This window comes from Pantoea sp. X-Soil-OKNW-556 (genome assembly GCF_059730695.1).
This window is the reverse complement of the sequence record NZ_AP035990.1, coordinates 75,976-89,649: the sequence shown is the minus strand read 5'-3', so window position 1 is coordinate 89,649 and position 13,674 is coordinate 75,976. Positions and strand designations below refer to the sequence as shown.

Genomic DNA, 13,674 nt, shown 5'->3' with positions numbered 1-13,674 from the left:
TTACCATGGCAGGAAAGTCGACCCGTAATAAAAACAGCGCCCCACTGGCACTGGAAGAACAGACCGAAAACAGCTGGAACGCGGCGCGCCCGCGTACCCTGGTCGATCATGCAGTAGATGCCATTCTTAGCGCCGCCTCCCGCGGCCTGATTCTGCCCGGGGACCGCATTGCCGAGCCGGACCTGGTGGCGAAACTTGGCATGAGCCGCGTCCCTATCCGCGAGGCGCTGCGCATTCTCGAAAGTCAGGGCATCGTGACCAGCGAACCGTACAAAGGTATTCGCCTGATGGAGATCTCCCATCAACGGCTGGAGCAGATTATCGATGTGCGAATTCCACTGGAAACGCTGGCCTGCCGCCGGGCGATTGAAGCCGGGCGCAACAGCGCCGCGCAGCTCACCCAGTTGTACCAGGGCGTCGCCGCTATGCAGATGATGATGCAACGCGAGGATGTGTATGGCTTTGCCTCAGCGGATACCGATTTCCATCGCACGCTGTGCAGCTTTGCCCAGAACCCGGTGTTGAGCAATTTGTGGGAGTCGATTGCGCGCCAGCTTACGGTGATTTTCGGCCTCTCCACCATGGGCAAATCGATGAGCGACATTATCGAAGAGCATCAGCGGCTGATTAACGTGTTCGCGGAAGGCGATATCGCCAAAATGACCGACGAGATTGAAAACCATATCCGCATTCAGGCTCTGGATGTGGACTACGAAACCATTATTTCGCAGCGCCGACAGCAACGTTCCAGCGCCGGTTGACGCCTTTTTTTGCTTTTACACCAGGATAACCACGATGAAGATTACCAACGTCGAGGCGTTTTACCTGCGCCTCCCGGTCATTGAACAGCGCACCGACAGTTCACAGGATGCGTTGTTGATTAAAATCACCACCGATGCCGGGATTACCGGCTGGGGCGAGGTGGATGGCAGCCCCTATGTCACCAAAGCCATCATCGAAGCCCCCTATTCCCACACCATGGTCACCGGCCTGAAATCGCTGCTGATCGGTGAAAACCCGCTGGAAACCGGACGGTTGTGGAAAAAAATGCATCGCGCCACCATCTACTATGGCCGCAGCGGTGCCGTGTTGCAGGCGATGGCGGGCATTGATATCGCGTTGTGGGATATCAAAGGTAAAGCGTTGGGTAAACCGATTGTCGAGCTGCTGGGCGGCGCGCTGCGCGACAAAATGCGCGTCTACTCCTCGAATATGTTCCAGTTCAGCGTGGCCGACACCGTGGCGCGAGCGAAGCACGCTATCGATACCGGCCATACCGGGGTGAAATTTGGCTGGGAGCCGTTTGGCACCGATGAAGCGCTGGATTTACGCTATCTGGAAGCGCTGCGCCGCGAGATGGGCGACAGCGTGGATCTGATGCTGGACGTCGGCCATGTATGGGATGCCAAAACCACCATCCGTCGTGGTCAGCGTTATGAGCATCTGAACCTGTTCTGGATTGAAGAACCGCTGCACCCGGACAACTACGCCGGTTACGGCCAGGTCTCGACAGCCTGCCAGCAGCACATTGCGGCAGGCGAACAGGAGTGTTCAGTGGTGGGCTTCCAGCGCCTGATCGACGAAGGCGGTATCGATATTGTGCAGATTGACCTGACGCGCACCGGCTTTACCCAGGCGATGGAAATTGCCAGCTATGCGCACAGTCGCGGTCGTAAGGTGTGCAATCACAACTTCACCACCGATATCAACACCGCCGCCTCGCTGCATTTCCTGTGCGCGATTGAGAATGCGCTGGTGATGGAATATTGCGTCGAGCCGGGTGAGATCAGCCGTTCGTTGGCGAAAAATCCGGTGCGCATCGCTGATGGCTACGCCTGGTTGCCTTCCGAACCCGGCCTGGGCGTGGAGCCGAACGAAGCAGTGATCGAAAAATTCCTCGTGCGTGATTAACCGTCAACGCGCCAGCAGCCAGATGGCTCTGAATTTCAGGCCAAAAGGTTGTTGGCGCGCCGGTCGCTGACTACCCTTCTCCACCAGGACGCTCTGCGCACGGGGAAGCTATGTCGCAAAAAATTTACTGGATCGACAACTTACGCGCCATCGCCTGCCTGATGGTGATCGTCATTCATACCACCACCTGGTACATCACCGGGCCGCTGGCGGTAACCGGCATCAGTTGGGACGTCGCCAACCTGCTCAATTCCGTTTCGCGCGTCTGCGTGCCGCTGTTCTTTATGATCTCAGGCTATCTGTTCTTTGGTGAGCGCAGCGCACAAGGCCGGCATTTGCTGCGAATCGTGTTGTGCCTGCTGTTCTACAGCGCGGTGGCGCTGGCGTATATCACCTGGCTGACGCCGATCAGCGAAGGGCGGTCGCTGCTGAAATTGTTGCAGAAGCCGGTGTTTTATCACCTGTGGTTTTTCTTTGCGATTATCGGTATTTACTTGCTGTCACCGTTGATTCAGGTAAAAAATGTGCCACCACGCTATGTCGCGCTACTGGTGGTGGTACTGGTGGTGCTCGCCAATCCCAATACCATCAACCAGTCGGTTGGCTCGTTCCATTGGTTGCCGGTCAATTTGTATGTCAGCGGCGACACTATTTATTACCTGTTATACGCGCTGTTGGGACGGGCGATTGGCTGTATGGACACAGAAAAACGCGGCATAACCGGGCTGGCGGCGCTGGCGTTTATTGCCTGTGTGGCGGGGATTGCGCTCGGCACCAAACAGATGCTGCGCATAAACGGAGCCTTCAATGATACCTGGTATCTCTACTGCGGGCCGCTGGTGTTTATTGCCGCCATCAGCGTGCTGATCTTGAGCAAAAATGTCCTCAATCGCCGTAGTTTGCCAATTTTAGCCACCATAGCGCGTTATTCCCTGCCCATTTACGGCTTTCACGCGCTGTTTATCCATTTCCTGCGCACCAATCATTACGACGACATGGCACAACCGTGGATTGATCTTCCCTGGGTGTTTGGCGTAACGCTAATCGGCAGCTTGTTACTGGCGATGTTGCTTAAACGGGTAGATAAACATCATCTGGTGAGTTGATCGTCCCAGCGCTCCCTGGCACGACGCAACTGTCGTGCAGAAGAGAAACCGGCCGCCAGCGCGGCTTTTTCCGCAGCTTCGCCCTGTTGCTGGCGTTGCCGGGCAATCACCAGCCGCAATTGCTCGTGATATTCGCGCACGCTGATGCCGAGATGCTGGCGGAACAGACGCGTCAGATGCCGCTCGCTGACGTGGGCACGCTCGGCCAGTGCCGGTAATGACCAGTCATGTTCAGGATGGGCAATCATCACATCCTGCGCGCGATGAATCGCCGGGTGCAGGTGATTACGGTAGCGCAGCCACGGCGAGAGTTGCGGATCATCACCGGAACGGCGGAACCACACCACCATCTCGCGTGCCACCGCCAGCGCCTGACGCGCTCCGCATAGCCGGTTAATCAGATGCAGCGCGAGATCAATACCCGCGGTGATCCCGGCGCTGGTCCAGATGCCGCCATCTTCAATAAATACGCGATTCTCTTTTACCCGCGCCGCCGGGGCCGCCGCCTGCAAACGCGGCAGCACTTCATGATGGGTGGTGCACAGCACACCATCCAGCAATCCCGCCTGTGCCGCCAGCAATGAACCGGAGCAGACACAGACCAGGGTGATGCGCTGGGCTTCAATATCCGCCCGTTGCTGCCGCAGCCAGTCACGCGCCAGCGTCGCCGCCGGGGTGTCATAGCAGGTACGCGAATCATGCACACCGGGCACCACCAACAGGCTGTTAGCCGGTAACCGTTCGGGCAGTGGCGCGATATTGCTGATGGTCATGTGGGTGGAGCCGAGCACGCTGGCTTCCGGGCCGATGTAATGCAGCGAGAAGTGACCGCCAGCCAACTGGAAGGTTTCGGCCGGGCCGGTGAGATCAAGCACCATAACGCCGGGTAACGTCAGGAAAAATACGGGTTGCGGCATGGGTATACTCCGGTTGGTTCCGTTTACGTCCCGCATTAAACCCGTAGCGGCGCGATTTATCGCGCATATTTTCGAGCCGGGATACCCGCTGCCAAAAACTTGCGCGATAAATCGCGCCGCTACGTCAGTGCTCATCTTACCTGACTTTATGGCCAGACCCATGCCAATTCCGGCCATCATGCTGACGTATCAGGACATCAACGGCTTCAGTTGCTGATAGAGCCGGGCGAATACCTCACGTTGTGGTTGATAAGCCTGATGGCGAGCCGTATCCGGCTGATGGCGTTGCGCCAGTTCCGGTGTGGGCAGTTCGCTGTTGGCATCGACGGCCAACTGCGCCAGGCGTGCCGCCCCCAGTGCCGGGCCGACTTCACCACCATGACAATAATCCAGCGTCAACCCACTGATATCCGATAACATTTGTCGCCAGTAAGCGCTACGTGCGCCACCGCCAATCAACATCACCGTCTTTGGCTGGACGCCACATTCGTGTACCGCATCCATGCCCTCCGCCAGGGCAAATCCCACCCCTTCCAACACCGCTCGCGCCAGTTCCGGCCGGCCATGCTGATGCGTCAGGCCAAAAAATGCCCCCTGCGCCTGTGGATTGTTGTGCGGCGTGCGCTCACCCGAGAGATAAGGCAAAAACCAGACCGGTGAGACATCGCTGCTCGCCCGTTCAGCTTCAGCCAAAAGCTGTGGTACATCTTCGCAGCCGGTGAGTTTGGCCGCCCAGTCCAGACAGGAGGCCGCACTGAGGATCACCGACATCAGATGCCAGCGCTGTGGCAACGCATGGCAAAAACTGTGTACCGCGCGCTGTGGGTTGCTGAGATAACCATCACTCACGAGGAAGTAGACGCCGGAGGTACCGAGCGACAGCATCCCCTGCCCCGGCTCGACCATGCCAACACCCACCGCCCCGGCGGCATTATCACCACCGCCCGCCACCAGTGGCACTGGCTGCATCCCCCAACGGCTGGCGATGTCAGGTCGGAGCGTACCGGTTACCTGATTGCCCTCGAACAGCGTTGGCATCTGGCTACGATGCAGGCCACAGGCATGAAGCAATTTATCGCTCCAGTCACGCTGGGCCACATCCAGCCACATCGTCCCCGCCGCATCCGACATATCCGTGGCGAAGTCGCCGCTTAAGCGCCAACGCAGATAATCCTTTGGTAGCAATACCTTAGCGACGCGGTTGAAAATTTCCGGCTCGTGCTGCTGCACCCATAACAGCTTGGGTGCCGTGAAGCCGGGCATCATCAGGTTACCGGTGATGGTGCGTGAATCCGGCACCTGCTGCTCCAGTTGGCGGCACTGCTCACTGCTGCGTCCGTCGTTCCACAGGATCGCCGGACGTAGCACCTGTTGCTGCGCATCTAACAGCGTCGCACCATGCATCTGGCCGCTCAGACCCATCGCCTGCACATGACCAAGGTCATGTCGCTGCGCCAGCGCCTGCATTGCCTTATCGGTTGCCAGCCACCAGCTTTCGGGATCCTGCTCGCTCCATAAAGGATGCGGGCGCGACACCTGCAACGGCGCGCTTTCCACGGCAAGCACCTGCCCTTGCGTATCCAGCAACGCGACCTTAACGCCCGAGGTGCCCAAATCGATCCCGATAACCATGCTGTTCTCCTGAAAGGTTAAAAATCAAAAAGGTAATGATTGACCAGGTTTTCCAGTTGTTCCTGACGTCCACTGCGGTGCTGCGGATTAAATTGCTGTTGCTGGGCATGCTGAGCAAGCGACGCCAGGGAGAATTCCCCTTTCAGGATCTGCTGACCAAACTCACCGTTCCAGCCGCTGTAGCGCTGCGCCACGCGTTTATCCAGCTCGCCATCAGCCACCATCCGCGCCGCGACTTTCAGTGCCAGCGCCATAGTATCCATCGCGCCAATGTGACCGTAGAACAGGTCATATTTATCGGTGCTCTGACGCCGCACTTTGGCATCAAAGTTTAAGCCGCCGGTGGTGAATCCGCCCGCTTTGATGATCTCGTAGAGTACCAGCGCATTTTCTTCGACGCTGTTCGGGAACTGGTCGGTATCCCAGCCACACTGGATATCGCCACGGTTGGCATCCACCGAACCAAAAATCCCCAAGGCAATCGCGGTGGCAATTTCATGGTGGAACGAGTGACCGGCCAGCGTGGCGTGGTTGGCTTCCACGTTGACTTTGATCTCTTTCTCCAGGCCAAACTGTTTCAGGAAGCCATATACCGTTGCCACATCATAATCATATTGATGTTTGGTCGGCTCCTGCGGTTTTGGCTCAATCAGCAGCATGCCCTGGAAGCCGATTTTGTGTTTATGCTCGACCACCATCTGCATAAAGCGGCCAATTTGCTCACGCTCCTGGCGCAGGTCGGTATTCAGCAGGGTTTCATAACCTTCACGGCCACCCCACAACACGTAGTTTTCACCGCCGAGCGTTTGTGTTGCCTGCATGGCACTGCACACCTGGCTGGCGGCCCAGGCAAAAATTTCCGGATCAGGACTGGTGGCGGCACCCGCGCCATAGCGGGGATGGGTAAAACAGTTGGCAGTGCCCCACAGCAGTTTCACCCCGGTTTCCTGCTGTTTTGCCAGCAGTTTATCGGTCATTACCGCAAAGTTATCACGGTAGGTCTTCAGCGAGTCGCCTTCCGGTGAAACATCAACATCGTGGAAGCAGTAGTAAGGTACGTTCAACTTATGGAAGAACTCAAAAGCCACATCCGCCTTCAGCAACGCCCGCTCAAGCGCATCACCATTCTTCTGCCAGGGGCGATCAAAAGCACCGACACCAAACATATCCGCACCGTTCCAGCAGAAGGTATGCCAGTAGCAGGCGGCAAAACGCAGATGCTCAGCCATAGTTTTACCGAGAATCACTTCATCAGGATTGTAGTGACGGAACGCCAGAGGATTATGGGTGTTGGTCCCTTCATAACGAACGCGATCAAGCTGGTCGAAATAGGCGTGCATGTTTTGCTCCTTAGCATGAGGACCCGAATGGTCAGCTGTGAGCCATTATTGTGGTGATGCGTTCTGCCGCTTCTCAATTACGATATTTCACACTTAACTTAAGATAATTATTATTTGTGCGTTAGCTCGCAAAACAATGTCGTTATTTCATTGCAATCCAACCCGCAATCCCGCTGCAATTCATTTTTCCGAAAACCGCCAAATATCGATCGCGCTCAAAAAATCACAAATAAACCAAAAAACGTAATGGCCGGATAAAAATCAGTAATTGATGTTGCCGGAAACTCAGGTCAACAATTCAACCGCCCTGTTCATAGCCTTATACCCTAAACAACGACAATAGCCTCCACCTACAGGATGAACACCATGAACATGAAGAAAACGCTGTTAGCCGTCTGCGCGGCCCTGGCACTTGTCAGCCACGCTGGCGCGGCAAAAGAAGTGAAAATCGGTTTGTCGATGGATGATTTACGCCTGGAGCGCTGGCAGAAAGACCGCGATATCTTTGTAAAACAAGCGGAATCTCAGGGTGCCCAGGTGTTTGTACAATCCGCCAACGGCAACGAAGAAACGCAAATGTCGCAAATTGAAAATATGATTAACCGCGGCGTGGATGTATTGGTGATCATCCCCTATAACGGCCAGGTATTAAGTAACGTGGTGGCCGAAGCGAAGCGTGAAGGCATTAAAGTTCTGGCCTATGACCGTATGATTAATAACGCCGATATTGATTTTTATATCTCTTTTGATAATGAAAAAGTGGGTGAACTTCAGGCCGAAAGTATTGTGCAGCAGGTACCAAAAGGAAATTATTTCCTGATGGGTGGCTCGCCGGTGGATAATAACGCACGTCTGTTCCGCGCCGGTCAAATGAAAGTCTTAAAACCTTACATTGATAATGGCAGCATCAAAGTCGTGGGCGATCAGTGGGTTGATGCCTGGTTACCGGAAAATGCGCTGAAAATTATGGAAAACGCCTTAACCGCAAACGGCAACCATATTGATGCCGTGGTGGCTTCCAATGATGCCACCGCCGGTGGGGCGATTCAGGCACTGAGCGCGCAGGGGCTGGCGGGCAAAGTGGCGATTTCCGGCCAGGATGCCGATCTTGCCGCCATCAAACGCATCGAAAATGGCACGCAGACCATGACGGTGTACAAACCCATCACGCAACTGGCGACCGAAGCGGCAAAAATCGCCGTGGAACTCGGTGACGGTCAGACACCTGCCAGCAACGGCAAACTTAACAATGGCTTAAAAGATGTGCCGTCCCGTCTGCTGACACCGATCCAGGTTAATAAAGGCAATATCGAAAGCACCGTGATTAAAGACGGCTTCCACAAGCAGAGCGAACTCTAAGCGCAGACCGCGAAGGAGAGATGTCGATGTTGCTGGAAATGAACCATATCACTAAGCGCTTCGGCGCGGTGAAAGCGGTGGATGACGTCAGCCTGCGGCTGGATGCGGGCGAAGTCATGTCGCTGTGCGGCGAAAACGGTTCGGGAAAATCGACACTGATGAAGATCCTGTGCGGGTTATACCCGCACGGTGACTTCGACGGCAGTATCCATTTTGCCGGTGACGAAATTCAGGCGCAGACCATCCGCGATACCGAGCGCAAAGGGATTGTGATTATCCATCAGGAGCTGGCGCTGGTACGGCAACTGACGGTGATGGAGAACATTTTCCTCGGTGCCGAACTGGGGCGCTACGGCATGGTGGATGACGAAACCATGACGCTGCGTTGCCAACAATTACTGGAACGGGTCAAACTCAATGTGTCGCCAGACACGCGAGTGGGCGATCTCGGCCTCGGTCAGCAGCAACTGGTAGAAATCGCGCGCGCGTTGAATAAACAGGTACGTCTGCTGATTCTGGATGAACCCACTTCGTCGCTGACCGAGCAGGAAACCGAAGTGCTACTCAGCATTATCAAAAACCTGCGCGAACACGGCATCGCCTGCATCTACATCTCGCACAAACTCAACGAGGTGAAAGCGATTTCCGACACCATCTGCGTGATCCGCGACGGCCAGCACATCGCCACGCGCGATGCTGCCGGGCTGAGCGAGGATGACATCATTACCATGATGGTGGGCCGCGAGCTCACCGCGCTCTATCCACATACGCCACATGAAATCGGCGAGACGATACTGCAAGTCGATAACCTCACCGCCTGGCATCCCGTTAACCGCCATATCCGCCGCGTCAACAATGTTTCCTTCAGCCTGAAACGCGGCGAGATTCTTGGCATCGCAGGCCTGGTGGGTGCTGGCCGAACCGAAACGGTGCAATGCCTGTTTGGTGTCTGGCCGGGGCGCTGGCAGGGCGACATTACGATCAACGGCAGCAAGGTGCAGATTCACGACTGCCGCGACGCCATTGGGCATGGCATTGCAATGGTGCCGGAAGATCGCAAAAAAGATGGCATCGTGCCGCTGATGGGGGTGGGCAAAAACATCACCCTGGCGGCGCTGGATCAGTTCAGTCAGCGCCTCTCCACGCTGGATGAGGCACGAGAACAGCATGCGATTAACGACGCCATTGCCCGGTTGCGGGTCAAAACGTCCTCGTCAGAACTCCCTATTGGTCGCCTGAGCGGTGGCAATCAGCAGAAGGCGATCCTCGCCAAATGCCTGCTGCTTAACCCACAAATTTTGATTCTCGATGAGCCAACGCGCGGCATCGATGTCGGCGCGCGTCAGGAGATCTATCTGCTGATCAATGCGCTGGTACAGCAAGGGATTGCGGTGATTGTCATTTCGTCCGAGCTGCCCGAAGTACTGGGCCTGAGCGATCGGGTTTTGGTGATGCATGAAGGGCAAATCAAAGCCGATCTGATTAACGATAACCTGACTCAGGAGCAGGTGATGGAAGCCGCCCTGCGGAGTGAACACTATGCTTAAGACCGAAAGTACACAACGCGGCCTGACGACGCCGGGTAAAGCGGGCGCGGGTAAATTTCCGCTCCCCAATTTGCAGGTATTGGTGATGCTCGGGGCAATTGTGTTGATTGCCCTGTTCTTCACCTGGACCACCGACGGGGCCTGGCTTAGCCCGCGTAACGTCTCCAACCTGCTGCGCCAGACCGCCATCACCGGCATCCTCGCGGTTGGCATGGTGTTTGTCATTATTTCGGCAGAGATCGATCTCTCCGTCGGCTCCATGATGGGCCTGCTCGGTGGTGCGGCGGCGATTTTCGACGTCTGGCTCGGCTGGCCGCTGCCCTTAACCATTGTGGTCACGCTGGTGATGGGATTGCTGCTCGGCACCTGGAATGGGTGGTGGGTAGCCTACCGCAAAGTGCCCTCGTTTATCGTCACGCTGGCGGGCATGCTGGCCTTTCGCGGCATTCTGGTCGGTATCACCGATGGCACCACCGTCGCACCAACCAGCCCGGCGATGTCGCAGATTGGCCAAAGCTATCTGCCTGGCGGGGTCGGGTTTGGTTTCGGTTTTGCCGGTCTGGCGCTGTTTATTGTCTGGCAATGGCGCTTACGCCTGCGTCGTCAGCAGCTTGGTTTATCGCAACCCGCAGCGGGTGGTGCGGTCGCGCGTCAGGCAATCACCGCTATTCTGGTGTTGGGCGCCATCTGGCTGTTGAACGACTATCGTGGCGTGCCAACGCCGGTACTGCTGCTGGCGCTGCTGTTGTTGGGCGGGATGTTTATGGCAACGCGTACCGCCTTTGGTCGCCGTATCTACGCGATTGGCGGCAACCTGGATGCAGCACGGCTCTCCGGCATCAACGTCGCACGCACCAAGCTGGCGGTGTTTGCCATCAATGGTGTGATGGTGGCGATTGCGGGTTTAATCCTCAGCTCACGATTGGGTGCGGGTTCACCTTCGGCGGGTAACATTGCTGAACTGGATGCCATTGCCGCTTGCGTTATCGGCGGCACCAGCCTGGCAGGCGGTGTCGGTTCTGTCGCTGGCGCGGTGATGGGCGCGTTTATTATGGCTTCGCTGGATAACGGCATGAGCATGATGGATGTTCCCACCTTCTGGCAGTACATCGTCAAAGGGGCGATTCTGCTGCTGGCGGTGTGGATGGATACCGCCACCCGGCGTCGGGTGTAATCGCGTGGGCGATCACAATGTGGCGCAAATTCTTTCTGCTCCTCAGCCAGCCGTGCTATGCAATGCGCTGGGGGTTTAAGGGAGCGCGCCACTATGCATGAGAAACGATTTCGCATTACGTTACTTTTCAACGCCAATAAGGTGTATGACCGCCAGGTGGTCGAAGGCGTTGGCGAATATTTACAGGCGTCGCAAACTGACTGGGATATCTTCATCGAGGAGGATTTCCGTTGTCGTATCGACAATATTCGCGAATGGCTGGGTGATGGCGTGATCGCCGATTACGACGACAGTTCAATCGAAAAATTACTGGCGAATGTGCCGGTGCCCATTGTTGGGGTGGGCGGTTCCTACCACCAACAACAGGACTACCCGCCGGTGCATTACATCGCCACCGATAACGCCGCGCTGGTTGAGAGCGCCTTTTTACATCTGAAAGAGAAAGGGATAAACCGCTTCGCCTTCTATGGCCTGCCGGCTTCCAGCGGCAAACGCTGGGCGCAGGAGCGAGAGCATGCCTTCCGCCAGTTGGTGGCACGCGAGCGCTATCAGGGAGTGGTTTATCAGGGCATGGAAACCGCGCCGGAAAACTGGCAGCACGCGCAAAACCGCCTGGCTGACTGGCTGCAAACGCTACCGCAGCAAACCGGCATCATTGCCGTCACCGATGCCCGCGCCCGCCATCTGTTGCAGGCTTGCGAGTATTTGAAAATCCCGGTGCCGGAAAAACTCACCGTTATTGGCATCGACAACGAAGAATTGACGCGTTATCTGTCTCGCGTGGCGCTCTCGTCAGTGGCCCAGGGGACGCGTCAGATGGGATATCAGGCTGCCAAGCTGCTGCATCGGTTACTGGATAAACAGTCCCTGCCGCTGCAACGTATTCTGGTACCTCCGGTAAAAGTGATCGCCCGCCGCTCCACGGATTTCCGCTCACTGCGTGACCCGGCGGTGATTCAGGCGATGCATTACATCCGCTTTAACGCCTGCAAAGGCATCAAGGTCGAACAGGTACTGGACGCCATCGGCATCTCCCGTTCCAATCTGGAAAAACGCTTCCGCGATGAAACCGGCGATACCATTCATGCGATGATCCATCGCGAAAAACTGGAGAAAGCGCGTGAGTTGCTGGCCAGTTCTTCGTTAAGTATCAATGAGATCTCTCAGATGTGCGGCTACCCTTCATTACAATATTTCTATTCGGTCTTTAAGAAGAGTTACGCCACCACCCCGAAGGAGTATCGGCAACATTACGGCGAAAACGTGCTGTGACGCACGAGTGAGATCAACAACTTCACACCGTTTGCCGCTATAATTCTGCGGCTGCGGTAAAGGAAGATCGTCGTCTCCGGTGAGGCGGTCGGATTTCAAATCCGATTGGGGCCGCCAGCGGTCCCGGGCAGGTTCGACTCCTGTGATCTTCCGCCACCTTGTTCACGCCTGACCTTCAGGAAAACCCATGTTAATCCACCCATCCGATAACATCCCTTTTGCGGGTGACCCACGCAGAGACGAGTTGCGTCAACGGCTGCTGGAACCGAATGCGCCGAAGGTGATTGCCGTATCGTTGTCCAAAGAATTGGATCGGGAGAGCCACACACATCGTCATGCTGCCGGACAACTTTATTGCCTGAAACAGGGGTTGATGACGGTTAACACGCCATCCGGTATCTTTGCCAATCCACCACGTTTAGTCGGTTGGATCCCACCGCACTTCGAACACGCGATCGTTGGACCCGGGCAGGTGTTGGGGTGGACCGTATTGATTGACGAAGATCTCGCCGCGCCATTGCCTGATCATCCGGTATTGTTATCCTGCCCGGCAGTGCTGGAACCTCTCGCCGAACGGCTGGCGACCTTAACGCCAGAATTTTGGGGCAGTGAACGCTACAACCGGTTGGGGGAAGTTTTCCTCGATGAACTCTATGAAGCCACCGTCCAGCCTCTCACTCTGCCTTTACCTGAAGATCCGCGTTTGCTCCAGATAGCGCGTTTGCTAATCGACAACCCATCTGACATGCGTACCGGACCCGAGTTGGCACGCTGGGCAGGGCTTAGCCCCAGAAGTCTGAGCCGCCACTGGGCCAGTGCCACTGGCATGAGCCTGGCAAAATATCGCCAGACCTCACGCCTGTTGAAATCGCTGGAGGGACTCGCCGCGGGCAACAGCGTGCAGCAAGTTGCCTGGCAGGTTGGATTCGAGAATGTCAGCAGCTACATCAGTGCGTTTCGTCATGCCTTCGGCTCGACACCGGGAAAATATTTTACCGCACCGGATGACCATGCGAACGCAACATCAGCAGGCTAGCCGGACCATCAATATGCGGCAGGCTGTGCTGATATTTGCGACGAAATGCCCCTGGCGGTAGGTTGAACATGCGGCGAAAGGTGCGGCAGTAAGTCTGCTGTGAGTCAAAGCCAAACTGCAACGCAATATGCATCAGAGGGGTATTGTCGGTTAACAACGCAATCACCGACGCCGTGAGCTTCCTCTCGCGAATGTAGGTTCCCAGTGCGATACCGGTATAACTGCGGAACAAGCGTTGCAGATGCCACTGCGAATAACCCGCCCGTTGTGCAACGGTTTCCAGAATCAGTTTTTGTTCGATATTAGCCTCAATCCACAGCAGCAACTGATGTATGAAGGCCACGTTAATATCCATCATTCCTCCTGATGCGGTCAGTCAG

Annotated in this window: 12 protein-coding genes and 1 tRNA gene; 9 read left to right on the top strand and 4 right to left on the bottom strand. The window is 56.2% G+C overall.

Annotation, left to right across the window (positions count from 1 at the left end):
• Positions 1-5: 5 nt before the first annotated feature.
• The 3 genes from AC6I8T_RS00425 (at position 6) to AC6I8T_RS00415 (ending at position 3,017) form a co-directional block, all read left to right on the top strand.
• On the top strand, positions 6-761 hold the full coding sequence (locus tag AC6I8T_RS00425) for a GntR family transcriptional regulator (RefSeq protein WP_021183700.1): 756 nt from the start codon (positions 6-8) through the stop codon (positions 759-761).
• Positions 762-795: 34 nt separating this feature from the next.
• Positions 796-1,911, top strand: coding sequence for a mandelate racemase/muconate lactonizing enzyme family protein (locus AC6I8T_RS00420; RefSeq protein ID WP_021183699.1), 1,116 nt, complete (start codon positions 796-798; stop codon positions 1,909-1,911).
• Positions 1,912-2,021: 110 nt separating this feature from the next.
• Positions 2,022-3,017 carry an acyltransferase gene (locus tag AC6I8T_RS00415; protein WP_208724492.1) on the top strand — a complete coding sequence of 332 codons (996 nt, stop codon included), beginning with the start codon at positions 2,022-2,024 and terminating at the stop codon, positions 3,015-3,017.
• Here the strand turns inward: AC6I8T_RS00415 and AC6I8T_RS00410 are convergent.
• The 3 genes from AC6I8T_RS00410 to xylA form a co-directional block, all read right to left on the bottom strand.
• A complete protein-coding gene (locus AC6I8T_RS00410) occupies positions 3,002-3,934 on the bottom strand; it encodes a GlxA family transcriptional regulator (RefSeq protein WP_021183697.1) in 933 nt (310 codons plus the stop codon). The genes AC6I8T_RS00415 and AC6I8T_RS00410 overlap by 16 nt on opposite strands.
• A gap of 189 nt (positions 3,935-4,123) precedes the next feature.
• Positions 4,124-5,566 carry a xylulokinase gene (gene xylB, locus AC6I8T_RS00405; protein ID WP_497833416.1) on the bottom strand — a complete coding sequence of 481 codons (1,443 nt, stop codon included), beginning with the start codon at positions 5,564-5,566 and terminating at the stop codon, positions 4,124-4,126.
• A gap of 17 nt (positions 5,567-5,583) precedes the next feature.
• The gene (gene xylA / locus AC6I8T_RS00400) at positions 5,584-6,906 is read right to left on the bottom strand and encodes a xylose isomerase (RefSeq protein WP_021183695.1); all 1,323 of its coding nucleotides are present in this window, start codon (positions 6,904-6,906) and stop codon (positions 5,584-5,586) included.
• Positions 6,907-7,272: 366 nt separating this feature from the next.
• On the opposite strand from xylA, the gene xylF reads away from it, so the two are divergent.
• The 6 genes from xylF to AC6I8T_RS00370 all read left to right on the top strand — a co-directional run bounded on the left by xylF (position 7,273) and on the right by AC6I8T_RS00370 (position 13,294).
• Positions 7,273-8,265 carry a D-xylose ABC transporter substrate-binding protein gene (gene xylF / locus AC6I8T_RS00395; protein WP_021183694.1) on the top strand — a complete coding sequence of 331 codons (993 nt, stop codon included), beginning with the start codon at positions 7,273-7,275 and terminating at the stop codon, positions 8,263-8,265.
• A gap of 20 nt (positions 8,266-8,285) precedes the next feature.
• Positions 8,286-9,812: a xylose ABC transporter ATP-binding protein gene (locus AC6I8T_RS00390; RefSeq protein WP_036625761.1), complete on the top strand. Its 1,527-nt coding sequence runs from the start codon at positions 8,286-8,288 to the stop codon at positions 9,810-9,812.
• Positions 9,805-10,986: a xylose ABC transporter permease XylH gene (xylH, locus tag AC6I8T_RS00385; protein WP_208724490.1), complete on the top strand. Its 1,182-nt coding sequence runs from the start codon at positions 9,805-9,807 to the stop codon at positions 10,984-10,986. Before AC6I8T_RS00390 ends, xylH begins: the two co-directional genes overlap by 8 nt.
• A 93-nt stretch (positions 10,987-11,079) precedes the next feature.
• Entirely contained in the window at positions 11,080-12,258 is a 1,179-nt protein-coding gene (xylR, locus tag AC6I8T_RS00380; protein ID WP_021183691.1) for a D-xylose utilization transcriptional activator XylR, read from the top strand.
• A 61-nt stretch (positions 12,259-12,319) separates the two neighbouring features.
• Positions 12,320-12,414 (top strand) — tRNA-Sec (locus tag AC6I8T_RS00375).
• A gap of 31 nt (positions 12,415-12,445) precedes the next feature.
• On the top strand, positions 12,446-13,294 hold the full coding sequence (locus tag AC6I8T_RS00370; RefSeq protein ID WP_497833415.1) for a helix-turn-helix domain-containing protein: 849 nt from the start codon (positions 12,446-12,448) through the stop codon (positions 13,292-13,294).
• Here AC6I8T_RS00370 and AC6I8T_RS00365 read toward each other — a convergent pair.
• Positions 13,251-13,649, bottom strand: coding sequence for a helix-turn-helix domain-containing protein (locus tag AC6I8T_RS00365; RefSeq protein WP_208725477.1), 399 nt, complete (start codon positions 13,647-13,649; stop codon positions 13,251-13,253). The genes AC6I8T_RS00370 and AC6I8T_RS00365 overlap by 44 nt on opposite strands.
• Positions 13,650-13,674: the final 25 nt, after the last annotated feature.